This is a genomic window from Roseomonas sp. CCTCC AB2023176 (genome assembly GCF_042259275.1).
GTDB lineage: Bacteria > Pseudomonadota > Alphaproteobacteria > Acetobacterales > Acetobacteraceae > Roseomonas.
Window position 1 is genome coordinate 2908736 of sequence record NZ_CP170086.1, and the last position, 24324, is coordinate 2933059.

At 71.3% G+C, this 24324-nt stretch carries 19 protein-coding genes and 1 pseudogene; 12 read left to right on the forward strand and 8 right to left on the reverse strand.

Annotation, left to right across the window (positions count from 1 at the left end):
- Nucleotides 1–21 precede the first annotated feature (21 nt).
- The 6 genes from ACE7GA_RS14485 to ACE7GA_RS14510 are packed head-to-tail and all read right to left on the reverse strand — an operon-like array spanning nucleotide 22 to nucleotide 6666.
- Nucleotides 22–1827 (reverse strand): AMP-dependent synthetase/ligase, encoded by a 1806-nt coding sequence (locus tag ACE7GA_RS14485; RefSeq protein WP_376087580.1) that lies wholly within the window; start codon nucleotides 1825–1827, stop codon nucleotides 22–24.
- The gene (locus ACE7GA_RS14490; RefSeq protein ID WP_376087582.1) at nucleotides 1824–2660 is read right to left on the reverse strand and encodes an ABC transporter ATP-binding protein; all 837 of its coding nucleotides are present in this window, start codon (nucleotides 2658–2660) and stop codon (nucleotides 1824–1826) included. Before ACE7GA_RS14490 ends, ACE7GA_RS14485 begins: the two co-directional genes overlap by 4 nt.
- 1 nt (nucleotide 2661) lies before the next feature.
- The gene (locus ACE7GA_RS14495; RefSeq protein ID WP_376087584.1) at nucleotides 2662–3840 is read right to left on the reverse strand and encodes an ABC transporter substrate-binding protein; all 1179 of its coding nucleotides are present in this window, start codon (nucleotides 3838–3840) and stop codon (nucleotides 2662–2664) included.
- A 26-nt stretch (nucleotides 3841–3866) separates the two neighbouring features.
- Nucleotides 3867–4910, reverse strand: a complete 1044-nt coding sequence (locus tag ACE7GA_RS14500) for a branched-chain amino acid ABC transporter permease (RefSeq protein ID WP_376087586.1) — start codon at nucleotides 4908–4910, stop codon at nucleotides 3867–3869.
- On the reverse strand, nucleotides 4907–5797 hold the full coding sequence (locus tag ACE7GA_RS14505) for a branched-chain amino acid ABC transporter permease (RefSeq protein ID WP_376087588.1): 891 nt from the start codon (nucleotides 5795–5797) through the stop codon (nucleotides 4907–4909). Before ACE7GA_RS14505 ends, ACE7GA_RS14500 begins: the two co-directional genes overlap by 4 nt.
- Nucleotides 5794–6666, reverse strand: coding sequence for an ABC transporter ATP-binding protein (locus ACE7GA_RS14510; protein WP_376087590.1), 873 nt, complete (start codon nucleotides 6664–6666; stop codon nucleotides 5794–5796). The genes ACE7GA_RS14505 and ACE7GA_RS14510 overlap by 4 nt, the downstream gene beginning before the upstream one ends.
- A 223-nt stretch (nucleotides 6667–6889) precedes the next feature.
- Here ACE7GA_RS14510 and ACE7GA_RS14515 point away from each other — a divergent pair, with 223 nt between their 5' ends.
- The 3 genes from ACE7GA_RS14515 to ACE7GA_RS14525 are packed head-to-tail and all read left to right on the forward strand — an operon-like array spanning nucleotide 6890 to nucleotide 9341.
- Nucleotides 6890–7675 carry an enoyl-CoA hydratase/isomerase family protein gene (locus ACE7GA_RS14515; protein ID WP_376087592.1) on the forward strand — a complete coding sequence of 262 codons (786 nt, stop codon included), beginning with the start codon at nucleotides 6890–6892 and terminating at the stop codon, nucleotides 7673–7675.
- 2 nt (nucleotides 7676–7677) lie between these two features.
- Nucleotides 7678–8853: an acetyl-CoA C-acetyltransferase gene (locus ACE7GA_RS14520; RefSeq protein ID WP_376087594.1), complete on the forward strand. Its 1176-nt coding sequence runs from the start codon at nucleotides 7678–7680 to the stop codon at nucleotides 8851–8853.
- Nucleotides 8850–9341 (forward strand): PaaI family thioesterase, encoded by a 492-nt coding sequence (locus ACE7GA_RS14525; RefSeq protein ID WP_376087596.1) that lies wholly within the window; start codon nucleotides 8850–8852, stop codon nucleotides 9339–9341. Before ACE7GA_RS14520 ends, ACE7GA_RS14525 begins: the two co-directional genes overlap by 4 nt.
- A 15-nt stretch (nucleotides 9342–9356) precedes the next feature.
- Here ACE7GA_RS14525 and ACE7GA_RS14530 read toward each other — a convergent pair whose 3' ends face one another.
- Together ACE7GA_RS14530 and ACE7GA_RS14535 are read right to left on the reverse strand one after the other, a co-directional pair.
- On the reverse strand, nucleotides 9357–10124 hold the full coding sequence (locus ACE7GA_RS14530) for an inner membrane CreD family protein (RefSeq protein ID WP_376100285.1): 768 nt from the start codon (nucleotides 10122–10124) through the stop codon (nucleotides 9357–9359).
- 26 nt (nucleotides 10125–10150) lie between these two features.
- Nucleotides 10151–10699 (reverse strand): annotated as a pseudogene (locus tag ACE7GA_RS14535) (inner membrane CreD family protein); the annotation flags it as partial.
- A gap of 141 nt (nucleotides 10700–10840) precedes the next feature.
- Between ACE7GA_RS14535 and ACE7GA_RS14540 the strand changes: the two are divergent.
- From ACE7GA_RS14540 to ACE7GA_RS14580, 9 genes are all read left to right on the forward strand, one after another.
- Entirely contained in the window at nucleotides 10841–11566 is a 726-nt protein-coding gene (locus tag ACE7GA_RS14540; RefSeq protein ID WP_376087598.1) for a response regulator, read from the forward strand.
- Nucleotides 11559–12263 carry a hypothetical protein gene (locus ACE7GA_RS14545; protein ID WP_376087600.1) on the forward strand — a complete coding sequence of 235 codons (705 nt, stop codon included), beginning with the start codon at nucleotides 11559–11561 and terminating at the stop codon, nucleotides 12261–12263. Before ACE7GA_RS14540 ends, ACE7GA_RS14545 begins: the two co-directional genes overlap by 8 nt.
- On the forward strand, nucleotides 12239–13102 hold the full coding sequence (locus ACE7GA_RS14550) for a sensor histidine kinase (RefSeq protein WP_376087602.1): 864 nt from the start codon (nucleotides 12239–12241) through the stop codon (nucleotides 13100–13102). Before ACE7GA_RS14545 ends, ACE7GA_RS14550 begins: the two co-directional genes overlap by 25 nt.
- 418 nt (nucleotides 13103–13520) lie before the next feature.
- Nucleotides 13521–14861 (forward strand): exopolysaccharide biosynthesis polyprenyl glycosylphosphotransferase, encoded by a 1341-nt coding sequence (locus ACE7GA_RS14555; protein ID WP_376087604.1) that lies wholly within the window; start codon nucleotides 13521–13523, stop codon nucleotides 14859–14861.
- A gap of 54 nt (nucleotides 14862–14915) precedes the next feature.
- Complete coding sequence (gene prsK / locus ACE7GA_RS14560; protein WP_376087607.1) at nucleotides 14916–17006, forward strand: XrtA/PEP-CTERM system histidine kinase PrsK; 2091 nt, start codon at nucleotides 14916–14918, stop codon at nucleotides 17004–17006.
- Nucleotides 17003–18415: a PEP-CTERM-box response regulator transcription factor gene (gene prsR / locus ACE7GA_RS14565; RefSeq protein ID WP_376087609.1), complete on the forward strand. Its 1413-nt coding sequence runs from the start codon at nucleotides 17003–17005 to the stop codon at nucleotides 18413–18415. The genes prsK and prsR overlap by 4 nt, the downstream gene beginning before the upstream one ends.
- 31 nt (nucleotides 18416–18446) lie before the next feature.
- A complete protein-coding gene (prsT, locus tag ACE7GA_RS14570; RefSeq protein WP_376087611.1) occupies nucleotides 18447–21227 on the forward strand; it encodes an XrtA/PEP-CTERM system TPR-repeat protein PrsT in 2781 nt (926 codons plus the stop codon).
- Nucleotides 21228–21233: 6 nt separating this feature from the next.
- Nucleotides 21234–22562, forward strand: coding sequence for a putative O-glycosylation ligase, exosortase A system-associated (locus tag ACE7GA_RS14575; protein WP_376087613.1), 1329 nt, complete (start codon nucleotides 21234–21236; stop codon nucleotides 22560–22562).
- A 152-nt stretch (nucleotides 22563–22714) separates the two neighbouring features.
- Complete coding sequence (locus ACE7GA_RS14580; RefSeq protein WP_376087615.1) at nucleotides 22715–23968, forward strand: glycosyltransferase; 1254 nt, start codon at nucleotides 22715–22717, stop codon at nucleotides 23966–23968.
- Nucleotides 23969–24324 lie beyond the last annotated feature (356 nt).

Sequence of the window (24324 nt, forward strand, 5' to 3'; positions counted from 1 at the left end):
GCCGGGCTTCAGGCCCGGCCGTCATGCCGGGGCGTAGAGGCTCCTGATTTCGTCGGCGTATTTCTGGGCGATGTTGGCGCGGCGGACCTTCATGGTCGCCGTCACCTCGTCGTCGTCGTGGTCCAGTTCCTTTGGAAGCAGGCGGAAGCGGCGGACCTGGGAAACCGGAGCGAGGCCGGCATTGGCTTTGTCCACCTCTCGCGCGACGAGCTCGCGGACGCGCGGTTCCTCGGCGAGGGAGCGGAAGGTGGTGAAGATGATGCCCTGGCCTTCGGCCCATTGGCCGACAGTCTCGGGGTCGATCTGGATGAGGGCGGAGACGTAGGCGCGGCCGTCGCCGATGACGATGCATTCCTTGATGAAGGGGCTGGCTTTCACGGTGTTCTCGATTTCGGAGGGCGAGAGGTTTTTGCCGCCAGCGGTGATGATGATGTCCTTCAGGCGGTCCACGATGCGGAGCTGGCCGTCCACCATCTCTCCGACGTCGCCGGTGCGGAGCCAGCCGTCCTCGGTGAAGGCGGCGCGGGTCGCCTCCTCCGCGCGGTAGTAGCCGGTGAAGACCGTGTCGCCGCGGACCTGCACTTCGCCGCCCTCGCCAAGGCGGATCTCGACCCCTGCGCAGGGAATGCCGACGCAGAGGGCGACAAGGTCGCCGAGGCGTTGGGAACTGGCGACGGCGGTGGTTTCCGTGGCGCCGTAGGCTTCGAGGAAGGGCAGGCCGATCGTGCGGAAGAAGTGCACGATCTTCGGCGGGATCGGCGCGGCGCCGGTCAGCACGACCCTCGCGCGGCGCAGGCCGATGAAGTTCTGGAGCGCGCGGAAGACGAGGGCGTAGGAGAGCGCGAAGGTCGCGCGTTGGGCGAAGGTGCGGCGCGCCGGCGGGATTTCCGCGAAGGGCTCGCAGGCCGCGACGGCGCGCTCGAAAAGGCGGAGGCGCCAGCCTCCGGCTTCCATCATCTTGAAGTGGATGGAGGAGTGCAGTTTCTCCCAGATGCGGGGGACGCCGAGGAAGTGGGTGGGCGCGACCTCGCGGAGGTCTTCCTGCACGGTACGGAGGGATTCGCCGAAATGCACGGTGGAGCCGGCGTAGATCGGCGTCATCGACGTGAGGGCCTGTTCCGCGACGTGGCAGAGCGGGAGGTAGGAGAGCGAGATTGAGCCCGCATTCCAGTCGTAATGCGATGCGACCGCGATCGCCTCCCCGCGAAGGTTGCGGTAGCTGAGCATCGCGCCCTTCGGCTTCCCCGTGGAGCCGGAGGTGTAGATCATCAGCGCGAGGTCACTGAAGTCCTGGCGGGCGAGGATGTCGTCCACGAGGGTGGGGTGTTCTTCGCGGTACTGGCGGCCCGCTTCTTCCAGAGCGGGAAAGGTGGTGACGGCGCCCGGCGGATAGGCGCCGAAGCCCTTGGTTTCCATCACCACGATGTGGCGGAGGCGCGGAAGTTCGGCGCGGCGTTCCAGGACCTTGTCGACCTGTTCCTGGTCTTCGCAGACGACGATTTCGGCTTCCGAATGGGCGAGGACGTAGGCGACCTCGTTGGAGGGTGAGGTCGGGTAGACGCCGATCGTGACGGCGCCGACGAGGCCGGCGCCCAACTGGGACAGGACCCATTCCAGGCGGTTCTCGGCGATGACGGCGACGTGGCCGCCTTCGGCAAGGCCAAGGGCGCGGAAGCCGTACCCCACGGCGATGGCGCGGTCCAAATAGTCGCGCCAGGTGACGGGGCGCCAGACGCCGAAATCCTTCTGCCGGATCGCGACGGCATCGGGGCGCGTGCGGGCCTGTTCCCGCAGCATCTGGGGCAGGGTGAGGGGGGGAAAGGTCACGACAGCCACCGCTTGCGCCGCTTGTAGTGCTTGACGTCGCGGAAGGATCTGCGGCCATCGCCGTGGGATCCCGAACCAGAATGGGCGAGGCCGAGATAGAACTCGCGCACGTCCTGGTCGCGCATCAGGACTTCGACCGGGCCGTTGGCGACGATCTTGCCGGTTTCCATGATGTAGGCGCGGTCGGCCACGGCGAAGGCGACGGCGGCGTTCTGCTCGACGAGCAGCATGGAGGTGCCGCGTTCGCGGTTGATGCGGCCGATGATTCCGAAGATCTCCTCGACCATGACGGGGGAGAGGCCGAGGGAGGGTTCGTCCAGCAGCATGAGGCGGGGCTCGGCGACGAGGGCGCGACCGATGGCGAGCATCTGTTGCTCGCCGCCCGAGAGATAGCCGGCGAGTCCGGTGCGGCGTTCGTGCAAACGGGGGAAATATTCGTAGACCAGGTCGAAGTCACGCGGGGCGGAGCGGCGGCCGGCGAGGGCGTAGGTGGCGGCGATCAGGTTCTCCTGGACGGTCAGGTCTTCGAAGATCCGGCGTCCTTCCATGACGTGGTAGAGGCCGCCGCGCACCAGTTCGTGCGGGCGGAGGCGGGCGATGTCGGCGCCGTCGAAGCGGATGGCGCCGCCGGTGACCTCGCCGTCCTCGATCTCGAGCAGGCGGGAGACGGCCTTGAGGGTCGTGGACTTGCCCGCGCCGTTGGAGCCCAGCAGCGCCACGACCTGCCCGCGCGGGACCGACAACGAGAGGCCGCGCAGCACCTGCACGACCTTGTTGTAGATCACCTCGATGTTCTGGACGTCGAGGACGGGGTCGCCGCCGGGCTCCGGCACGTCAGGAGGTCCGGGAGAGCCGGATCCAGCCGCCCTCACCGACCATGCGGCGTTGCGACGCGTCGAAGCGGTAGACCCGGCCGACGGGAATGGTATTGCCGGGGATGGAGATCGGCGTGCCGATGATGCCGCCCGTGTCGTAGTCGCGGATGGAGTTCAGGGCGGCCTTCATGTTTGTGCCGCTCAGCGGCTGGTTGGCCTCGATGGTGCGCTTCGCGACTTCGCAGAAGAGCATCGCGGTGAGGAAGCCCTGCATGTAGGGGGAGGATTGGTATTCGCTGCGGACCTGGCGGATGCGCTGGAGCATCGGCGCGTCGGCCGCGTCGTCGTAGTAGTAGCGATAGGGCATGACGCCCATCATGCCGTCGGCCGGCTGGCCGATCCGCGCCCAGCCCGCGTTGTCCATGGACCAGAAGGTGCCCATGAACTTCGTGCGGAGGTTCAGCTGGCGGGCCTGCTGCACGAATTCGGGCAGCGGCGCCAGGACGTAGCCGTGCATGATCGTGTAGTCGGGATTGGCGCGGCGGAGCTTCAGGACCTCGGTCGAGACGTCCACGGATCCCGGTGGCGTCACGATCTTCTCGACCACGCGTAGGCCCAGGCGGGTGGCCATCTGCTCGGTGGGCTGGACGGGGTCGCGGCCGAATTCGGTGTCGGAGTTGACGAGGGCGATGCGCGCGCCGGGCTGGGTGCGCTGGATGTATTCCAGAAGGACGCCGACCATTTCGGAGTAGTCGGGTCCCGCCATGAACTGCTGCGGGAAGTTCTGGGGGTCGTTGATCTCGGTGGCGAAGGAGGCGCCGGCCATGAGGATGTCGTCGCGGCGGCGGAGTTCCGGGTTCACGGCTTTCGCGAAGCCCGTGCTGTCGCCGTAGTAGAAGTTCGCGCGGTTGGCGCTGGTCAGGCGGTTGAAGGCGGCGACGGACTGGTCCACGCGGTAGGCCGTGTCCTCGAACACGTAGCGGACGCGGCGGCCCGTGATGCCGCCTGCGTCGTTCACCATCTTCACGTAGTCCGCAATACCGTCATTCACGCCGACGCCGGCGAAGGCGAAGACGCCAGTGAGCGGGATGGAGCCCGCGATGACGATCTCGTTCGCCGTGCCCTGGGATCGGGCGCGGCGGATACCGGCCAGCATCGCGGGGCCGGCGAGCAGGGCCGAGCGTCGGGTCAGTCGCATGGTGTCCATCCCTCCCGTGTGTCCCCTCAGGTCCTGAACGGCCAGAGGTGGAAGAAGCGCCGGATCCGGCGCCAGATTTCCGCGAGCCCGTGCGGCTCGAAGATGAGGAAGCCGACGATCAGGGCGCCGAAGATGACGGTGCGCACCGGCGAGAGCACGGCCACCGCGTTGGGCCAGACCGGGCTGATGACGGCGACGATCAGCTTCAGGGCCTCCGGCACGAGCGTCATGAAGATCGCGCCGATGACGCCGCCGAGGATCGTGCCCATGCCGCCGACGATGATCGCGGCGAGGAAGAAGATCGAATAGACGAAGGGAAAGCTCTCCGGCGTGATCGAGCGGAAGAAGTAGGCGAAGAGTGCGCCCGCGACGCCTGCGTAGAAGGAGGAGAGGCCGAAGCTCATCAGCTTCGTGCGCAGCAGGGGGATGCCGAGGACGGCGGCGGAGATGTCGCGGTCGCGCACGGCGATGAAGGCGCGACCGATGCGGGTGCGGAACAGATTGGCGGCGGCCAGGACCGAGAGCACGGCGACGGGCATGACGAGCCACCAGAAGGCGGAGGGGCGGGCGAGGTCCCAGCCGAGGAGCGTTGCGGGCGGCAGATTCAGGCCGCGGGTGCCGCCGGTGACGGGCGTCCAGTTCTTGAAGACGAAGTCGAGCAGTACGGAGGCGCCGATCGTCGCGATGGCGAGGTAGAGGCCCTTCACGCGTAGGCTTGGCAGGCCGACGACCACGCCGACGACCGCGGCCGCGCAACCGCCGAGGAACAGATTGAGGAAGGCGGACGTGCCAAGGCGGGAATCGGCGACGGCGGCGGCGTAGGCGCCGACGCCCATGAAGGCGGCATGGCCGAGGGAGACTAGGCCGGTGTAGCCCGTGAGAATGTTCAGGCCCGTCGCAGCGACGACGTGGATGGCGGCGAGGCAGGCGAGGTAGAGGACGTATTCGCTGCCGATGAAGGGAAGCAAGATGAGGGCGGCGATGCCGGCGGCGGCCCAGGCTCGCTGGACGCCCGTATCGAGAAGCGCGTGATCGGCGTCGTAGGTCTGCTTGAGGGCGCCGATCCTCATAGGCGCTCGATCTCGTGCGTGCCGAAGAGGCCGTAGGGACGGGCGACGAGGACGAGCATGAGCAGCGTGAAGGTGGCGGGCAGCTTGTATTCGCCGCCGAGATAGGCGCCGACCCAGGCCTCGACGAGGCCGATGAGGAGGCCGCCGAGCAGGGCGCCGATGACGGAGTCGAGGCCGCCGACGATGACGACGACGAGGGCGGAGAGGGCGAAGCTGCCCATGACCGGCGAGACGCCGCCGACGGCGCCGACGAGGATGCCGGCCCCGGCTGCCGTCATGCCCGCCAGCACCCAGGCCGCGGAGAAAACGCGGGGGACGTTGATGCCGCACATGAAGGCTGCGCCCTGGTCGGAGGCCGTCGCGCGCAGCGCCACGCCCGCGCGGGAGGAGCGGAAGGCTACGACGAAGGCGGCGATCGAGAGGGAGGCCACGACGAAGCCGATGGCGATCTTGCGGGAGACGAAGGCCTCACCGAGGAAGACGGGCGTGGTGCCCATGAAGTCGGGCAGCTGCGTTGGGTCAGGGCCCCAGATCATCTCGGCGATGCCGGTCAGGACGGAGCCGAGTCCGATGGTGACCATGAAGGTGGAGATGGCGCTCTTGCCGAGCATGGGGGCAATGACGGCGCGCTCGATCAGTAGGCCGAGGGCGCCGCCGCCGGCCAGCACAAGGGGGATGGCGACCCAGGGCGAGAGGCCCCAGCCGGTGACTGCGGAGAGGAAGAGGTAGGCGCCGATCATCAGCATCTCGCCGACCGCGAGGTTCACGACACGGGTGGCCTTGTAGATCAGGACGAAGGCGAGGGCGACCAACGCGAGCAGCGCGCCGGAGCCGAGGCCGGCGAGCGAAACTTCCGTCAGGAAGAGCCAGTCGAAGCCCTCGTTCACGCGGGGACCTCCGCGCGGCCGCCGATCCGGGTGCGGATGGCGCCGGCGTCGCCCGAGCCGAGATAGGCGCGGATGACTTCGGGGTGGGCGGAGACCTCCGCGGGGCGGCCGGCGGCGATGACCTGGCCGAAGTTCAGGACGACGACGTGGTCGGAGATGTCCATCACCAGGCCCATGTCGTGCTCGACCATGAGGATTGTGACGCCCCATTCCTCCCGCACGTCGAGGATGAAACGGGCCATGTCCTCCGTCTCCTCCCGGTTCATGCCGGCGACGGGTTCGTCGAGGAGGAGGATGCGGGGCTTCATGGCGAGCGCGCGGGCCAGTTCGAGGCGCTTGCGCAGGCCATAGGCGAGGGCGGCGACGGGACGGTGGCGGATGTGGTTGATCTCGAGGAAGTCGATGACGCGTTCCTCGATCTCCGCGCGGATCTCCCGTTCCTCCCGCCGTGCGCGGCCGAACCAGAGGAGGGCGTCGAGTAGGCCCGTGCGCATGTGGGCGTGGCGGCCGAGCTTGATGTTGTCGAGGACGGACATGCCGCGGAACAGCGCGATGTTCTGGAAGGTTCGGGCCAGGCCGGCCTTCGCGCGTTCGGGTGGGGAGAGGCGGCCGATGTCCTCGCCTTCGAACAGGATGGTGCCGGCGGCGGGGCGGTAGAAGCCGGAAATGCAGTTGAAGAGGGACGTCTTGCCCGCGCCATTCGGGCCGATGATCGCGGTGATGGTGCCCGGTGCGACGTCGAAGGACACGTCGGTCAGCGCGCGCAGGCCGCCGAAGCGCAGCGACAGGTCGCGCACGCTCAGGATCGGCGGGGCCGATCCGTCCCCCGATGGCAGCGTGCCGCGCGGCGGCGCGCCCGTCCCGTCCATGCAACCTCCCAGACGTCCTCCGGCCCGCGCGTTCCGCGTCTGGGCCCGTCCAGGGTCGCCCGATCCTGGCCGTGGGATCAAGATGCGGCGGAACCCAGGCCTGTGAAGGGCTGGGCCGAGGGAAGGTGAGGGCGGCGGGGCTTGGCGTGCCCATTCGGGCGCCGGAAGATGACGGAACGACAAAGCGGGGGAGGGACGTGATGGGACGGCAGGTCGGCACGGCATGACGGAGGAGCCGCTGACCCTGACCCGCGACGGCTCCGTCGCTCGGATCACGCTGAACCGGCCGGACTCGGCGAATGCGGTGGACCCGGCGATGGCGCGGGCGCTGCTGCGTGTCGCGGTCGAGTGCGACGAGGACCGGGCGGTGCGCTGCGTGCTGCTGACGGCGCGGGGGAAGCTGTTCTGCGGGGGCGGCGACGTGCGGTCCTTCGCCGAGGCAGGGGACGGGTTGCCGCTGCTGGTGAATGAGTTGCTGGTGCCGTTCCACGGGGCGATCACGCGGCTGATGCGGATGGACAAGCCGCTGGTGACGGCGATCCAGGGGCCGGCGGCGGGGGCTGGATTCTCGCTGGCGGTGCTGGGGGATATCGCGCTGATCGCGCGGTCGGCCCACCTGTCGCTGGCCTACACGGCGTTGGGGCTGTCGCCGGATGGCGGGTCGACCTTCCTGCTGCCACGGCTCGTCGGGCTGCGGCGGGCGCAGGAACTGGCGCTGCTGAACACGCGCGTCGGCGCGGAGGAGGCGGTGGCGCTCGGGTTGGCGACGCGGGCGGTGGAGGATGCGGCGTTGGAGGACGAGGCGGTCGCGGTGGCGCGGCGTCTGGCGGCCTCGGCGACGGGCGCGATCGGGCGGACACGAAACCTGTTGTTCTCCTCGCTCGGGAACTCGCTGGAAGAGCAGCTGGAGGCGGAGGCGCGGGCGATCACGGCTTCCGCGCGAGGGGCGGAGAGCCGTAAGGGGATCGCGGCCTTTCTGGCGAAGCGCGCACCGGATTACGGGGGCTGAGGATGGCGGAGGCGTACATCGTCGAGGCGCTGCGGACCGCGGGCGGGCGACGCAACGGGCGGCTGGCGGGATGGCACCCGGCCGACATGGCGGGGGAGGTGCTGAACGCGCTGGTCGAGCGTACGGGCCTCGATCCCGCGGCGGTGGATGACGTGATCCTGGGCTGCGTGACCCAGGCGGGGGAGCAGGCTTGGCATGTGGGGCGGAACGCGGTGCTGGCCTCGCGCCTGCCGGATTCGACGCCGGCGGTGACGATCGACCGGCAATGCGGGTCGTCGCAGCAGGCCGTGCATTTCGCCGCGCAGGCCGTGATGTCGGGGACGCAGGACGTGGTGATCGCGGCGGGGGTGGAGTCCATGACCCGCGCGCCGATGGGGAGCAACTGGACCCTGCACGCGAAGGCGGGGATCGGGGCGGGGCCGTGGTCGCCGCGGATCAAGGCGCGCTACGGGGTAGAAGAGTTCTCGCAGTTCACCGGGGCGCAGATGATCGCGGAGAAGTACGGTTTTTCGCGCGAGGAGCTGGATGCCTACGCGGTGGAGAGCCACCGGCGCGCGGCGGCTGCGACGCAGGCTGGGGCATTCGATCGGGAGATCGTGGCGTTGCCCGTGACGGACGCGGAGGGGAATGTCGGCATCCATCGGACGGATGAGGGGATCCGGCCCGAGGCATCAATGCAGGGGCTTGCGGGGCTGAAGACCTTGTCGGAGGGCGGAGTGATTACCGCGGGCAATGCGAGCCAGATGTGTGACGGCGCCGCTGCCGTGCTTGTTGTGAGCGAGGTCGCGCTGAAGGCGCATGGGCTGACTCCGATCGCGCGGGTGCACCACATGACCGTGACGGCCGGCGATCCGGTCATCATGTTGGAGGAGCCGGTCCCCGCGACGCGGCGCGCGCTTTCCCGCGCGGGGATGACGCTTGCGGAGATGGACCTCTACGAGGTGAACGAGGCCTTCGCGCCGATCCCGCTGGCCTGGCTGCGGGTGCTGGATGCCGATCCGGCGCGTCTCAACGTGAACGGGGGCGCGATCACGCTGGGGCATCCGCTCGGCGCGACGGGGGCGAAGTTGATGGCGACGCTGGTGCACGCGCTGCGGGCGCGGGGCGGGCGCTACGGGCTGCAGACGATGTGCGAGGGCGGGGGGCAGGCCAACGTGACGATCGTGGAGGCTCTGTGAGCGACGCGCCGCGGCAGCACAGCATCGCCTGGTCCGATCCGGCGGCCCTCGCGGCGGCGGGGCGTACGATGTCGGGGATGGAGTTCCTGACGGCGATGGCCGAAGGACGGCTGCCGCCGCCGCCGGCCCTGTTGCTGATCGGGGCGCGGATGGGGAGTATCGAGGAAGGGCGCGTCACCATGCGGCTGGTCCCGGCGGAGTACCAGTTCAATCCGCTGGGAACGGTGCATGGCGGGATTCTCGCGACACTGCTGGACAGCGTGATGGGGTGCGCGGTGCATTCACGGCTGCCGGCAGGGCGGGGGTACACGACGCTGGAGTTCAAGGTGAACTTCCTGCGAGGGGTGGGGCTCTCGACGGGGGAGGTGATGGCTGAGGGGAACGCGGTGCATCTGGGGCGGCGGTCCGCGGTGGCGGAGGGGCGTATCCTCGACGGGGCTGGCCGTCCCTGCGCAACGGCCAGCACGACGTGCATCATCTTCGAGTAGTTCCGCCGAGACCGGTTACCCCGACCACGACACCCTCCGCGTCACCACCATCACCAGCGTCAGCGCGGCGAAGAGGGCGACGGCGCCGGTCAGCAGCGCGTAGCTCTCCAGGCTCAGCACGACGTAGAGGAAGCCGAAGAGGCCCGACAGGATCGCCGCGAAGGTGCCTGCGAGACCTGCGCGCCGCGTCACGGCGGCGGTGTAGCCGGAGGCCTGGGCGACGACCATCGCGGAGGAGATCGCGTAGGCCAGGGCGAAGCCGAGCGGTTCCCCGAAGGCCAGCAGCAGCAGCGGGAAGAGCACGACGGAGCAACCGAGCAGCCCGTACTGCACGAGGTGGATGCGGACGCGCGCCAGCATCTCGAACAGCGCGTAGGTCAGAAAGGACAGCGCCAGGAACATCACCGCGTATTTTGATGCGCGGTTGACCATGCGGTAGGTCGGCACGGCTTCCAGCAGGTCCACGCCGACGGAGCGCGCGGCGAGGGTGCCGTCGCGGCAGGGGTCGTAGGACAGGCGCTGGACTGTCGTGCTGCCGCTTTCGGACCAGGTCGCGTTGAAGCCGTCCTCCCGTACGTCGGAGCGGATGGGCAGGCCCGTGCCGGTGAAGCTCGGCGTCGGCCAGGGGGCGGCGGCTTCGAGTTCGGTGCGGCGGGCGGCCGCCAGAAGGTGCAGGTTGCCCGTGCCGCGGAGGGCGAGACTGCCAGTGAAGGGCAGGGCGCGGTCGGCGGGGGTGGTTCGGTCCAGCCCAGCGTCCAGCGCAGCAGTTCCATCTCGCGGCAGGTCGCGCCGGCGTCGCCGGTGGAGGTCAGGCGGCGGCCGTCGAGGGAGAGCGGGACCTCGTCGCCTGCACCGCGCAGGTCGGTGGCGCCGGAGAGCAGGTAGGCCTCACGCCACAGGAGTTCGGTGCCAGCCTCCACCTCAATCGGCGGGACCAGGAGGGTGCCGGAGAGGGTGAGATTGGCCTGGTACACCACGGCTTCGAAGAGGCCGCGCTTGCGGCGCTCAGGCGCGAGCTGCGCCTCGGCGCGGAGGCGGGAGGGGAGGACGGCGACGGTGCCGCGCTGCCAGGGCGGGGTGGTCGCGTCGCCCGGTGCGCGCTGGACGGCGGTGCGGGTCGGCACGATCAGGACGGGGCCGAGGACCTGCTGCGCCGGACCCCAGCTGCGTGCGACGCCGGCGCGCGCGGCTTCGCTGTAGCGTTCCCGGTCGGCGATGACGTCCTCGATCAGCAGCTGCGGAATGAGCATCGCAAGCAGCAGGCCGCCGATGGCGACGAGCTTCAGGCCGGGGCCGGTCCTGAACAGGCCGGGCGTCGGGGCGGGGCGCGGTGCTTCGTCGATCGTGGTGTCGCTCATGTCCCGTCATCCTCGGTTGGGGTGACGGGGTTTTCGCGACGTGGGGTGCAGCCGGGATGGATGCTCCGTGGAAAGATTGTGCAGGGGGCGTGCAGATCCGGTGCACGCGTTGCCGTGGCGTCCCGGCCACCGCAGGATGGGGTGCGATCCGGTGCAGAGGAGGACAACGCCGCCGTGCCGCGCATCCTCGTCGTGGATGACGACCCCGCGATCCGGGAGGTCGTGCGCTTCGCCTTGTCCCGTGCCGGGTTCGAGGTGGCGGAGGCGGCCGATGGCGCGGCGGGGCTGGCGCGGGCGCGGGATGCCGCGCCCGACCTGATCGTGCTGGACGTGATGTTGCCGGAGATGGAGGGGACGGAGGTCTGCCGCGCCCTGCGCGAGGCCGGCGACCGCGTGCCCGTGCTGTTCCTGTCGTCCCGCGACGACGAGGTGGACCGCGTGGTCGGGCTGGAGATCGGCGGGGACGACTACCTGTCGAAGCCTTTCTCGCCACGGGAACTCGTGGCGCGGGTGAAGGCGATCCTCCGGCGAGGCGCCGCGCCCGAGGCGCCGCCCGCGGAAACGTCGCGCGCCTTGCGCCACGGCCGGCTGCTGCTCGACCCGGACGCGGCGCGGGTGACCTGGGACGGGGCGGAGGTGGCGCTGACGCCGACGGAGTTCGGGCTGCTGCGCACGCTGATGCGCCGTCCGGGCCGCGTCGTCTCGCGCGACCTGCTGATGGACGGTGCCTACGCCGTGGAGCGCGTGGTGAACGACCGCACGATCGATAGCCACGTCCGCAAGCTGCGCGCGAAGTTCGCCGCGGTCGGCGCGTCCCCGATCGAGACGATGCCGGGGTTCGGCTACCGCCTGGGACCCTGTGCCTGAGCGGCGATGGCGGGAACGGCTGGCGCGGCCGCGGCTGCGGACGCTGCTGCTGCTGTCCTATCTCATCGTGCTAGCTTTGCCGCTGGCGGGGCTGTGGTTCCTGCGGCTCTACGAGAGCGCGCTGATCCGGCAGACCGAGTCCGAACTCGTGGCGCAGGCGGCCGTCCTGTCCGGGGCCTGGCGCGCGGCGCGCGGGATCGTGGCGCCCGATGGCAGCGCGGGCCTGCCGGCGACCTCGCTCGACCGGATGCGGCGCGCGGGGCTGGACCTCGCGCGCGATCCTGTCCTGCCGCCGGCGCCCGACCCGCGGCCGGGGCGGCCCGCGACTTCCGTGGCCGTCACGACTGGCGAGCGGCTGGCTCCGGTGCTGCGGGACGTGCAGCCCGTGACGCTCGCCGCCATGCGGGTGCTCGACGCGGACGGCACGGTGGTGGCGACGACGGGGAACGACCTGGGGCAGTCGCTCGCGGCGCACGAGGAGGTGGCGGGCGCGCGTCGCGGCGTGCCGACGAACGTGTTGCGCCGACGGGAGCGCCGGGCGGAGGCGGTGCCCGGCGGGTTCAGCCGCACCGCGGGGCTCCGCGTCCACGTGGCCCTGCCCGTGATGGTGGACGGGCGGGTGGACGCCGTCATCCTCCTCTCCCGCACGCCGGCGAGCGTGACGGATACACGGTGGCAGGCAAGCTGCCGGACCTGAGCGGCGTGGCGTTGCTTCTGCTGGCGGTCGTTGCGGCGCTCGCCGTGGCGGCGTCGAGGCTCGTGACCGGGCCGCTGGACGTCGTGGTGCGGGCAGCGCGGCGCGTGGCATCGGGAGAAGCGACGGAGCTCCCTCCGCTGCCGCGTGCCGCGGTGCGGGAGGCGGCGGAACTGTCCGACGCGATCGCGCGGATGGCGCGGACGCAGGAGCAGCGAGCGGGCTACCTGCGGGACCTTGCCGCCCACGTCTCGCACGAGTTCAAGACGCCGCTCGCTGGCATCCGCGGCGCGGCGGAGCTTCTGGCGGACCATGCCGATACGATGTCGGCGGAGGAGCGCGCGCGGTTCGTCGGGGCGGTCGCGGCCGGCGTTGCGCGGCTGGAAGCGCTGGTCCGCGGCCTGCTGGACCTTGCCCGTGCCGACATGGCACCGGCGAGCGCGGCGGCGGAGACGGCGCTGCGCCCGATTGCGGTCGCGGCCGCCGGGCAGTTTCCGTCGCTCCGGGTCGTGGTCGAAGGCGAAGCGGGCGCCGCGATCGCGCCGGCTGCCGCGGCCGGCATCTTTACGGTGCTGCTGGAGAACGCGGCAGTGTACGGGGGCGAGGGGACCCGCGTCACCGTCCGCCTTGGCCTCGGTCGGGGTGGCATCGTGGCGGAGGTGGAGGATGACGGGCCTGGCCTGTCAGCGGCGAATGCGGCGCGGGCCTTCGACCCCTTCTTCACCACGCGCCGCGAGGCCGGCGGGACAGGGCTCGGCCTCGCGATCGCCCGGTCGCTCGCGGGACGTGCGGGGGGACGCTCGCCCTCCTGGACGGCAACCGGGGTGCGCGCTTCCGACTGACGCTGCCCGCGGCGGAACACGCGTCAGGACGGCCGGCGGGCTGAGGCCCTGGCCGAGGTTCCGCACGGTTGGTGCAGCGGGAGCGCCTCGCCGGCTCGAAGATTCGTCAACGCCCGCCAAGAACAGGGAACGTCACGGAAGCGCATAGATACCGCTAACGGAATGGAACGACATCGGTACAGATCAACTGGCATGTAGCACGGCGTCGTGACGCTCCTGTGGGCAACTACTTTCCCCGAATCGCCTTGTTGCGTCCGGCGGATGAGGTCACAGAGGCAATGTTGGCGCTTCGCAACCTTACGATGCCAGCACCGTTCACTTGTCCGTAGCAGTCTAGGTTTCCCCCGCGCGGTACCGTACGTGGCCGTCCCGAGCGCGTCCGGGTTCCGACGCATCGTCACTGGAGGCAGCTGAAGCGATGGTAACCCTCTTCGGCCACCCCATGCGGTCGGAGGTGCTCCTCCTATGCGTCGGCGAGGTCGTTCTGTGCTTCGCCGTGTTCCTTGTCATCTTCGGGGCCGGCGTTCCCGAGGCAGGCGAGGTCGCACCCTGGGAGATCCTCTCGGCCGGCGCCCTCGCGGCCAGCGTCGGCGTCGCGTCCGGCGCCACCGGGCTTTACCGTCCCGACACCTGGTTGCGTCTCCAGCGCGTCGTCGCGGGCACCCTTCTCGGCGGCATCGCGCTGCTCGCGGTCCTGCAACTGGCGGTGCACGCGGGGCTTCCGACGGAAGTGGTCCGTGCGTCGTGGCGCTGGAGCGCCGCGATCTTCGCCAGCTTCGTCGTCGTCGTTCTGGTCACGCGGCTCGCCCTCGTCGCCTATGCCCGTACCGGGCGCCTGCGCCGCCGCGTTGCCGTGCTGCACGCGCCTGACGCGACCTGGGGCGCCGAGCACTGGATCAGCACGGATCCTTATCTCGACGTCGTCCTCGCGACGCCGGCGCAAAAGGACACCGTCGCGGGCCTGACTTCCCCACGCCTGCGCGAGCTCGGCGTGTGGGCGGTCGTCGCCGAGGATTCCGCGGCGCTGCCGACCGACCGCGTCGCGGAACTCCGGGGCGCGGGCATCCGGGTCTTCGGGGAGGCGGAGTTCCTGGAACACCGTCTGGGGCGGATCGACCTTGCGCGGCTGCCGGCCGACTGGCGCCCATCGCGCAGCCCGAAGTCGAACCTCCTGGTTCAGGCGGTGCGGCGGAGCTTCGACATCGCCGTGTCGGGCGTCCTGATTCTGGTGACGCTGCCCGTCCTCCTCCTGACCGCGATCGCCATCAAGGTCGATTCGCGCGGGCCGATCTTCTATCGGCAGGAGCGCGTCGGACGTCATGGGCGCGTGTACTCGCTGATGAAGTTCCGCTCCATGCGCACGGACGCAGAAGCCGGCGGCGCGCCGCAATGGGCGACGAAGGGCGACCCGCGCGTGACCCGCGTCGGCCGCTTCATCCGCCTGACGCGCATCGACGAGATTCCGCAGGTGCTGAACGTGCTGCGCGGTGACATGGCCTTCATCGGCCCGCGGCCCGAGCGGCCGGCCTTCGTCAAGCAGCTGTCCGAGCTGATCCCGCACTACGACGTGCGCGCCTGCGTAAAGCCGGGGATCACGGGCTGGGCGCAGGTGAACTACCCCTACGGCGCCTCGGTCGCGGATGCACGGATGAAGCTGTCCTACGACCTGTACTATGTCGAGCGGCGCAGCCTCTTTCTTGATCTCCTAATCCTCATCGCGACGGTTCGGGTCGTGCTGTTCCAGGAAGGCTCTCGGTGAGTTGACGCCTCGCCGTCGCCACTCCGGAACGGTTTTGTCCTAACGGTCGGCGCGATGAGCGGTGTCACGGCCTCGGTCGCGCTCCACGCCGGGAGCGCGGTCGTCTGCTTGGTCTGCGCGGCCCTCGTCCTCGTCGCGGGGCGGGGGCAGCGGGCCGTGCTTCCGGCCGTCCTCTGCCTAGCCTCGGCGGCATGGGCGACGGCCGTGGCGCTGCGGCCCGACGTCCCTGTCGGTGGATTGGCCGGCTTCGCCGAGGTGCTTCGGGCTTCCCTTGGTGCCGCCTTCCTCGTCGTGCTCTGTCATCGGCTCGGTGGGGAGGTCGCGCGTCCGCTGACGCGGCGTTTCGCGATCGCGACGCTGCTCCTCGGCGGCTTCTCGATCGTCGCGGGCCTGCCGGGCGTGACCGACGGGCTGGTCCTGCCGACGCTCGGCTCGCCCGTGCTTATGGGGCGGCTCGGGCTCGCGCTCCTCGTGATCCTCATCGCCGAGAACCTCTGGCGCAACGCCGATGAATCGCGGCTTTGGCACGCGAACCTGCCGTGCATCGCGCTCGGCACCCTCGCCGGGTTCGACATCCTGATCTACGGGAACGCCGCGCTCTCCGGCGACTTCTCGGCCTCGCTGCTGGATGCACGTGCGGCGCTGCTCGGCTTCGCGATGCCGCTGCTCGTGATGTCGGCGGTCCGCGACCGCCGCTGGCGGACCGAGCCCGCGGTGTCGCGCAGCGTCGTCTTCCACGGCGCCACCTTCATCGTTGCCGGTGCCTTCCTGCTGGCGATCGGCGCGCTGGGGGAAGGGCTGCGGCGTACGGGGTACGACTGGGGCCCGGCGGCGCAGGCCGCGCTCATCGCAGGCGCGCTGATGGCGCTCGCGGTCGCGCTCGCGTCGCGCTCCGCGCGATCCTGGCTGCGCCGGCTGCTCGTCGATCACTTCTTCCAGGCGCGTTACGACTACCGGCGCGAGTGGATGCGGACGGCGGCGATCCTCTCCGCCAATGGGCACGACGCGCCGGCACCGATCCGGGCGGTGCGCGCTGTGGCCGACGCGGTGGACAGCCCCGCCGGCGTGCTGCTTCTGCGCGACGGTCCGAGCGGACCGGACGCGCCGCGGCCGGAAACGCTGCGCTGGGCCGGTTCCTGGAACCGGCCGGCCTCGAACCTTTCCCTGCCGCTGGACCACGGCGCCGTCCGGGCGCTCGGCGGCGGCGTCGCACCGGCCGCCGACGATCCGGCCTTCGCCGAGTTGCGCGGCGCCTACGGGGAACTCTGGCTGGCGGTGCCGCTGGTGCACCACCGGGAAGGGCTGGTGGGGGTCGTCCTGCTCGCCTCGCCAAGGGCGCCCTTCCCCGTCGATGCGGAGGTCGCGGAACTGCTCGGCACGATCGGGCGCGAGGTTGCGATGTTCCTCTCCGAGCGGCGCGCGGCGGAGCGGCTGGCCGACGGGCGGCGGATCACGGAGTACGCGAAGCGCTTCGCCTTCGTGGCGCATGACGTGAAGACCGTGTCGTCCCAGCTCTCCCTCCTTCTGGCGAATGCCGAGGACAACATCGACAATCCGGAGTTTCAGCGGGACATGCTGCTGACCGTCCGCGCCGCCGCGACGCGGATCGATACGCTGATCGCGCGCCTGCGGCAGGACGACGCGGCTGCCGAGCCGAAACAAGATGCCCCGACGTCCCCCGCGACCGTTGCACCGCTGCCGCGCCTCGAAGCGCTGTCGCGGCGGGCCCATCCGGTCCGCGTGCAGGCAGAGGGGGACGCGGCGTCCTGCGTGGCTGGCATTCTGCCTGAGCGCTTCGACGAGGCCGTGACGCACCTCCTGGACAATGCCGTCGAGGCCTCGCCGCCGGGCGTCCCGGTCACGATCACCGTCGGCCGGGAAGGCGATCGCGTCGTCGTCGCGATCGCCGATCGCGGCCGCGGCATGACGCCGGAGTTCATCCGCGACGAGCTGTTCCGCCCGCTCCGCACCACGAAGTCGCGTGGCAACGGGATCGGTGCGTGGCAGGCGCGGGAGCTGCTGCGCGACGCCGGGGGCGACCTTGAGGTGCAGAGCCGGCCGGGGGTGGGGACGACGATGCGTCTCGTCCTGCCCGTCGCCCCCGCGGAACTTTCCGCCTCCGTGCACGTTCCGGTTGCCGCATGAGCGAGCCGACCAAGCCGAAGCTGCTGATCGTCGAGGACGATCCGGGCCTTTCCGCGCAGTACCGCTGGGCCTTCCCGGGCTGGCAGGTGGTGCTGGCCGGGGACCGTGCGGCTGCGGAGGCAGCGGTGCGCAAGGAGGATCCGGCCGTCGTCCTGCTGGACCTCGGCCTGCCGCCGGATCCGGAGGGGGTCTCGGAGGGCTTCGCGACGCTGGAAGCGCTCCGCCGCCTCGCGCCGCGCTTGCCCGTCGTCGTCGCGACGGGGCAAGGGCAACGCGAGAATGCATTGCGGGCGGTTTCGCTCGGCGCGACGGACTTCCACGAGAAGCCGGTGGACCTCGCGATCCTGCGGACGGTGCTGGACCGCGCGAAGCGGCTGCGGGAGCTCGAGGACGAGAACCTGCGGCTGGCGGCGGCGCCGCGGACCTCCCCGATCTTGGGCATCGTCACGAGCGACGAAGGAATGCTGAAGGTCTGCCGCACCGTCGAGCGGCTGGCCTCGGTCTCTGTCCCCGTGCTGCTCCTCGGCGAGAGCGGGACGGGCAAGGAGGCGCTGGCGCGCGCCCTGCACGACATGGGTCCGCGGGCGGCCGGGCCGTTCGTCGCGATCAACTGCGCCGCCATCCCGGAAACGCTGCTCGAGAGCGAGCTCTTCGGGCACGAGCGGGGCGCCTTCACCGGCGCGGTGAAGCAGGTCATCGGCAAGATCGAGGGCGCGAGCAAGGGCACGCTGTTCCTGGACGAGATCGGGGAGATGCCGATCACGCTGCAGGCGAAGCTGCTGCGCTTCCTGCAGGATCAGGTGGTCGAGCGGATCGGCGGGCGCACCCCGATCCGGGTGGATGTCCGTGTCGTATCCGCCACGAACCAGCCGTTGGAGGAGCAGGCCGAGAGCGGGCGCTTCCGCGGGGACCTGCTCTATCGCCTGAACTCCGTCACCGTCCGCATTCCGCCGCTACGGGACCGGGCCGGCGACGCGCTTCTCCTCGCGCGCTTCTTCCTCACGCGCTTCGCGAAGGAGTTCGGGCGGCGGCTGCGCGGCTTCGATGCGGGCGCGACCGCAGCGATCGAGGCGTATCGCTGGGCCGGGAACGTGCGGGAACTGGAGAACCGGGTCCGACGCGCGGCGCTGATGACGGACGGCCCCATGATCTCGGCGGTCGACCTGGAGCTGGAGGCGCCGGAGCAGAAGCAGGACCTCGACCTGCGCGCGGCCCGGCTCCGGGCGGAACGGGACGCGATCACGAAGGCCCTGGCCCGGACCGAGGGATCGCTTTCGGCCGCGGCGCGGCTGCTCGGGATCAGCCGCCCGACCCTCTACGACCTGCTGGAGACGCATGGCCTTTCCCCCCAGCGAGCGGGGGACAAGGCGGGCGGCGCGCCGACGGCCGAGCAGGCCGGCGCTACGTGATCTGGATGAAACGGAACCGGGAGAACGCCCCATGATGCGCAAGCAGCATCTCGCCCTGGCGGTGATGTCGCTCCTTGCGGCCACCCCGGGTTATGCATCCGTGGATGCGGCGCGGGGGGCGCAGGCCCGCGGCGACCTGCGCGCGGCACAGATCGAATATCGGAACGCCGTGCGCCGTGATCCGAACGATGCGGCGTTGCGGGCGGCGCTCGCCCAGGCGAGCCTCGACGTCGGGGACGGGGACACGGCGGAGAAGGAGGCGCGCGCGGCGCTGGAGCGTGGCTTCGACCGGGCGAGCGGGACCTGGCTGATCCTCCGCGCCTACCTGTTGCTGAACCGCGAGCGCGACCTGCTGCGGGACTTTCCGGCACCGGCGGAGAATGTCGAGCCGAACCTCGGCGCGCGCGTCGCGGCCGGCCGTGCCCTTGCCCAGCTCACGACCGGTGATCGGGACGGCGCGCGCCAGTCCGTCGAGACGGCGCTGCGGCTGGCGCCGAGCGCGGTCAGATCGCAGCTTGCCGCCGCATCCCTCGCCCTGGCCTCCGACGACGCGGCGGGGGCGGAGGCAGCACTGGACCGCGCGCTGCAAGCCGATCCGAACAACGCGGAGGCGATCGCGCGCAAGGCCGCGCTGGCCATGCGGCGCGGGGACGCAAACGCCGCCATTGCGCTGACAGACCCGCTCGTCGCGCGGGAGCCGGGGAACGTCCCGGTTCGCCTCATCCGCGGCGAGGCCTTCCTGCGGCTGAACGACAACGGCCGCGCGCGGACCGAGGTGGATGCCGCGCTCCGCACCGCCCCGACCTCCGCCCAGGCCACCTACCTGCGCGCGGTGCTCCTCGGGCGGGCCGAGGACTGGCGCGGGGCGGATGAGGCCTTCCAGCGCCTCGGCGGTTCTCTCGTGCAGTTCCCGGACGGCTACTACCTGGCGGCCGTCACGAAGCGGGCGCTAGGGCAGACGGCCCAGGCGGAGGACTTCGCGCGGCGCCACGTGGCACGCCGGCCGGAGGATGTCCGTGCCGCCATCTTCCTCGCGGCGATGGAGATGGAGGCGGGGCGCCCCGACGCGGCGGCGGGGACGCTGACGCGGCTCGCCAGCCGTGGCGCGGCCGATGCGCAGGCCTACGACCTGCTGGGACGGGCGCATCTCGGCGCGGGTCGGCCCCGGCAGGCCGCGGACGCCTTTGCGCGTGCCTCGGCGATGGCACCGACGGATTCGGGGATCCTGTCCCGTCTCGCCGCTGCGCGGCTCGCGGCCGGCGACAACCGGGGCACGACGGAGGCCGCGGACAATGCGCTCCGTGCCTCGCCGGAGGCGGCGGGCGCGCGGCAGATGCTCGCGGCCGCCGCGCTGGCCCGCGGCGACGTGGCGCTGGCCGAGGCGGAGTTGTCCCGGCTGGACGAGGCGGGGCGTGCGAACGACGTGGCGCAGGTGCTGATCGGGACCATCCGGGTGATCCACCTGGACATGGCCGGTGGACGCACGGCCTTCGAGGCCGCGCTGCGGGCGAACCCGGAATCCGTCGCTGCCCGCAACGGCCTGGCCCGCGTCGCGCTGGCCGAGGACCGGCCCGACGAGGCGGAGCGGTTGCTCGGCGAGGTGCTGCGGCGCGAACCCGGGAATCGGGACGCGCTGACCCGCATCGCCTCCGTCGCAGTCGCGCGCGGGCCGCGTTCGGCCGAATCGCTCGCCGTGCTTCAGGCCGCGCAGGCGGCGAACCCGCCATCGGCGGAACTGGCGGTTGCGCTGGCCAATGCGCTCAACAGCGTCGGGGAACCGGCGCGGGCGGCGGCGGTGCTGGAGGCGGACGCCCTGAAGGACACGCGCGCGCAGCTCGTGCCGATGATGCTCGGGCAGATCCGTGCCGGCCAGGGCAACTGGGAGGGAGCGGAGGCCGCGACCCGTTCGGCGCTGGCGATCAACCCCGATGCGACGATCGTGCGGCGGCAGCTCGCGACGATCCTGCAGCGGCGCGGCGACGCGCGGGGCGCCGAGGCGCTGATCGAGGACGGCCTGCGGACCCGGCCGGACGACGCCGTGCTGCAATCCGCCGCGGTGGACCTCGCCCAGGCCGTGGGCGGCGTGGACGGAGCGCTGGCGATGGCGGACCGCCTCGCGGCGCGGGCGAATGCCATGCCGACCGCGGCTTCCCTCCGCGGCGACGTGTTGCGGGTGAACGGGCGGACCGAGGAGGCGGCGCAGGCCTATGCTGCGGCGTTCGGCCGCGCGCCGTCGGCGCTGCTGGCTGCGCGGCTCGCCTCGGCATGGACCGCCGCAGGGAAACCGGACCGGGCTGCGGCGGCGCTCGACGAATGGCTGCGGACGCGGCCGACTGATCCTGGGGCTCTCTCGGCCCGCGCGGCGCTGGACATCGGGGCCGGGCGGGAGGCGCAGGCGGAGGAACGCCTGGCCCGAGTCGTTGAGGCGGCACCGACGGACTCCGCGGCGCTCAACAACCTCGCTTGGCTCCTGCAGAAGAAAGGCGATCCGGCCTCGGTGGACCGCGCGCGGGCGCTCGCGGAGCGCGCCTACTTCCTTTCCCCGACGCCGGAGATCGCGGACACGCTGGCGACGGTGGTGCTGCGCCAGGGGGAGCCGCGGACTGCCGTGTGGCTCTTGCGGCAGGCCGTCGCGTCACCCGAGGCGGCGCGGGCGCGCCCGGGCATCGCGACGCGCTACGCGACGGCGCTGCGCGCCGCGGGACGCGGGCAGGATGCGCCGCGCTACCTGGAGGCCGCCTTGACGGCCGGCAACTTCGCGGAGCGTCCGCAGGCGGAACGCCTTCTGGCGGAACTGCGGGCCGGCGGCTGAGGGCAGATGCGCTCCCTCGTCTTCATCGCGGCGACCTGCCCGCTGCTGCTGGCGACGCTGGCGCAGCCTTTCCTGGGCATCCTGCTGTGGTCATGGATCTCCTTCATGAATCCCCACCGGGAGGTCTGGGGCTTCGCCATGAACCTGCCCTGGGCGATGATGGTGCTCGGCGCGACGCTCGTCGGCTGCATCGTGGCGCGGGAGCCGAAGCGCTTCCCGGCGAACGCTGTGACGCTGCTGTTCCTGCTCCTCGCGGTGCTCTTCACGATCACGACGATGACGGGTCTGGGGACGGAGACGGGGGCCTGGGACAAGTGGGACCGGACGATGAAGGTCATCATCGGCCTGCTCCTCACCGCCTCGCTCCTCACCACGCGGCACCGGCTGCATGCGATGATCTGGCTCATGGTCCTCGCGCTTGGGTACTACGGCGTGCGCGGCGGGCTGTTCACGCTGGCAACCGGCGGCGGCTACCGGGTGCACGGGCCGGAACTGACCATGATAGCCGACAACAACCACGTCGGTGCGGCGATGCTCGTGGTCCTGCCACTGATGAACTGGCTGCGTGTCTACGCGAAGCACCGCATCGTGCGGATCGGGCTGGCGATCGCGATGGGGTGCACCCTGTTCGGCATCCTCGGGACGCAGTCCCGCGGCGCGCTCGTCGGGCTCGCGGCGGTCGCCTGCGTCTTCTGGCTGCGGAGCCGGCACAAGATGATCGGCGGCGCGATCATGGCGGCCGCGCTCGTGGCGGGCATCAGTTTCATGCCGCAGAAATGGGCCGATCGGATGAACACCATCGGCGCGTACCAGGCCGATGAATCCGCCATGACGCGGCTGGAGCTTTGGGGCATCTCGCTGAAGCTTGCGCTCGACCGGCCGCTCGTCGGCGCGGGCTTCCGCGGCCCCTACACCCGTTCCGCGGTGGACCGGGTGGAGCCGGGCGGGCCGGCGCGCGCCGTGCACTCGATCTGGTTCGAAACACTCGGCGAGCACGGCTTCCCGACCTTCTTCGCCTGGGTCGGGCTGACGGTTGCGGGCCTCTGGTACACGTTCCGGCTGACCCGCCTGGCGAAGGGAAGACCCGAACTGGCCTGGGCGGGAGACCTCGGGCGGATGATCCAGGTCTCCATCGTTGCCTACTGCACGGCCGGAACCTTCCTCTCGCTCGCCTATTGGGACTTCTACTGGACGCTGCTGATCGTGGCGCCGGCGGCGCTGGCGATCGCGCAGCGCAGCACGGCTGCGGTGACGCTGCCCGCCGGTCGGAGCTGGGGCGCGCGGCTCGCCTCCCCCGCGCCCGCCTGGGCCCGTACGGCGAGGGCAAACCCTTGAGACTGGAGGACGACGCGAAGTGGTCCAGAGCCTCTACTTCCTCTGCATGCTCGTCGGCATCGTCTGGCTCGGCGCCTGGGTCGTCTTGCCCGCCGAGATCCGTGCCCGCTTCTGGTTCCCCTTCGACATGCGGGATCCTGACGAGGGAGGCGATGCCGCCCGACCACCTGCCCGAGGCGAGCGAGGATGGCGCGCCCGCATCGGAGGCGAGCTTCAGCGGGCGCCCCGTCCGGCTGCTCACCTTCAGCACGCTGTATCCCAACGCCGCGATGCCCAGTCATGGCGTGTTCGTGGAAAATCGGCTGCGCCACCTCGTCACGGGCGGTGAGGTCGGGGCGACGGTGCTCGCGCCCGTGCCCTGGTTTCCCTTCGCGCACCCGCGCTTCGGCGCCTGGGCGCGCCACGCAGCCGCGCCCGGGGCGGAGCAGCGGTACGGGCTGACGGTGCTGCATCCGCGCTACATCGCGCTGCCGCGGATCGGGCTGCACACGAACCCGTACACGCTGTACCGCGCTTCACGGCGCGCGATTGCGGCGTGGCTAGGGCGGGGCGGGGAGTTCGACCTTCTCGATGCGCATTACCTCTACCCCGACGGGGTCGCGGCCACCTGGCTCGCGCAGGAGTTCGGTGTACCCGTGGTGATCACGGCGCGCGGTTCGGACACGTCGCTCCTGCCGCGGTACCGCCGGCCGCGGCGACTGATCCAGGAGGCGATCCGCCGGGCCGACGCGCTGATCGCTGTCTCCGCCGCGCTGAAGGACGGACTGGTCGAGCTCGGGGCGCCGCCAGGGAAGGTGACGGTGCTGCGGAACGGCGTGGACACGGCGACTTTCCGCCCGCCCGCGGACCGGGCGACGGAGCGCGCGGCGCTCGGCTTTCCGGACGGGCCGGTCATCATCTCGGTCGGGCTGCTGATCGAGCGCAAGCGCCACCACCTGACGATCGAGGCGCTACGAGACCTGCCGGGCCATACGCTCCTCGTCCTCGGCGAAGGGCCGCTGCGAGGGGAGCTGGAGACGCTCGCCGCGCGCCTTGGCGTCGCGGACCGCGTACGGCTGCTCGGCGGCAAGCCGCACGAGGAGCTGCGGCGCTACTACGGCGCGGCGGATGTAATGGTCCTCGCTTCGTCGCGCGAGGGATGGGCGAACGTGCTGCTGGAATCCATGGCCTGTGGCACCCCCGTCGTGGCCTCGCCGGCCTGGGGATCGCGCGAGGCTGTGTCGGCGCCGGAGGCCGGGATCGTGCTGGACGAGACGACGCCGGCGAGCATCGCGGCGGGCGTGCGGGCGCTGCTCGCGGAACCGCCATCGCGGGCAGCGACCCGGGCCCATGCGGAACGCCACGGATGGGGGCCGACGACGCAGGGGCAGCTCGACCTCTTCCGGCGTCTGCTGCGACGGACATGACGGACGTCCCGCCGATCGGGCGGCGCGCCACGGGCCTGCTGGGTGCGGCTTGGCTGGCGGGCTGTACCACCCCCTCGCGGGCGGAGGCATCGCGCGGCGGAGGCGGTATCATTCCGTGCCCGTCGCGGGTGGGCGATATCGTGGGGATCGTCGCGGAAGGACCGTCCGCGGCAGGCGTCGTCGTGTTCGGGCAGCCGCTGCGGGCGGGGGACCTGCCGGCGGGGGCGGCGATGGTGGCGCGGCGCGCCGATGGCGCGGCGATCCGCGCGCAGGCGGACGTGACCGTGCGTCACGATGACGGATCGGCGCGGCACGTCGTCGTCGCGCTCGACCTGCCCGCGCTGGGGCGGGGGAGC

Bases quoted from the DNA above. Each gene is read 5' to 3' on its own strand.
- prsR (WP_376087609.1), top strand. From the start codon at position 17,003: ATGAGCGAGCCGACCAAGCCGAAGCTGCTGATCGTCGAGGACGATCCG.
- ACE7GA_RS14495 (WP_376087584.1), bottom strand. From the start codon at position 3,840: ATGCGACTGACCCGACGCTCGGCCCTGCTCGCCGGCCCCGCGATGCTG.
- ACE7GA_RS14555 (WP_376087604.1), top strand. From the start codon at position 13,521: ATGGTAACCCTCTTCGGCCACCCCATGCGGTCGGAGGTGCTCCTCCTA.
- ACE7GA_RS14520 (WP_376087594.1), top strand. From the start codon at position 7,678: ATGGCGGAGGCGTACATCGTCGAGGCGCTGCGGACCGCGGGCGGGCGA.
- ACE7GA_RS14500 (WP_376087586.1), bottom strand. From the start codon at position 4,910: ATGAGGATCGGCGCCCTCAAGCAGACCTACGACGCCGATCACGCGCTT.
- prsK (WP_376087607.1), top strand. From the start codon at position 14,916: ATGAGCGGTGTCACGGCCTCGGTCGCGCTCCACGCCGGGAGCGCGGTC.
- ACE7GA_RS14580 (WP_376087615.1), top strand. From the start codon at position 22,715: ATGCCGCCCGACCACCTGCCCGAGGCGAGCGAGGATGGCGCGCCCGCA.
- ACE7GA_RS14515 (WP_376087592.1), top strand. From the start codon at position 6,890: ATGACGGAGGAGCCGCTGACCCTGACCCGCGACGGCTCCGTCGCTCGG.
- ACE7GA_RS14575 (WP_376087613.1), top strand. From the start codon at position 21,234: ATGCGCTCCCTCGTCTTCATCGCGGCGACCTGCCCGCTGCTGCTGGCG.
- ACE7GA_RS14510 (WP_376087590.1), bottom strand. From the start codon at position 6,666: ATGGACGGGACGGGCGCGCCGCCGCGCGGCACGCTGCCATCGGGGGAC.
- prsT (WP_376087611.1), top strand. From the start codon at position 18,447: ATGATGCGCAAGCAGCATCTCGCCCTGGCGGTGATGTCGCTCCTTGCG.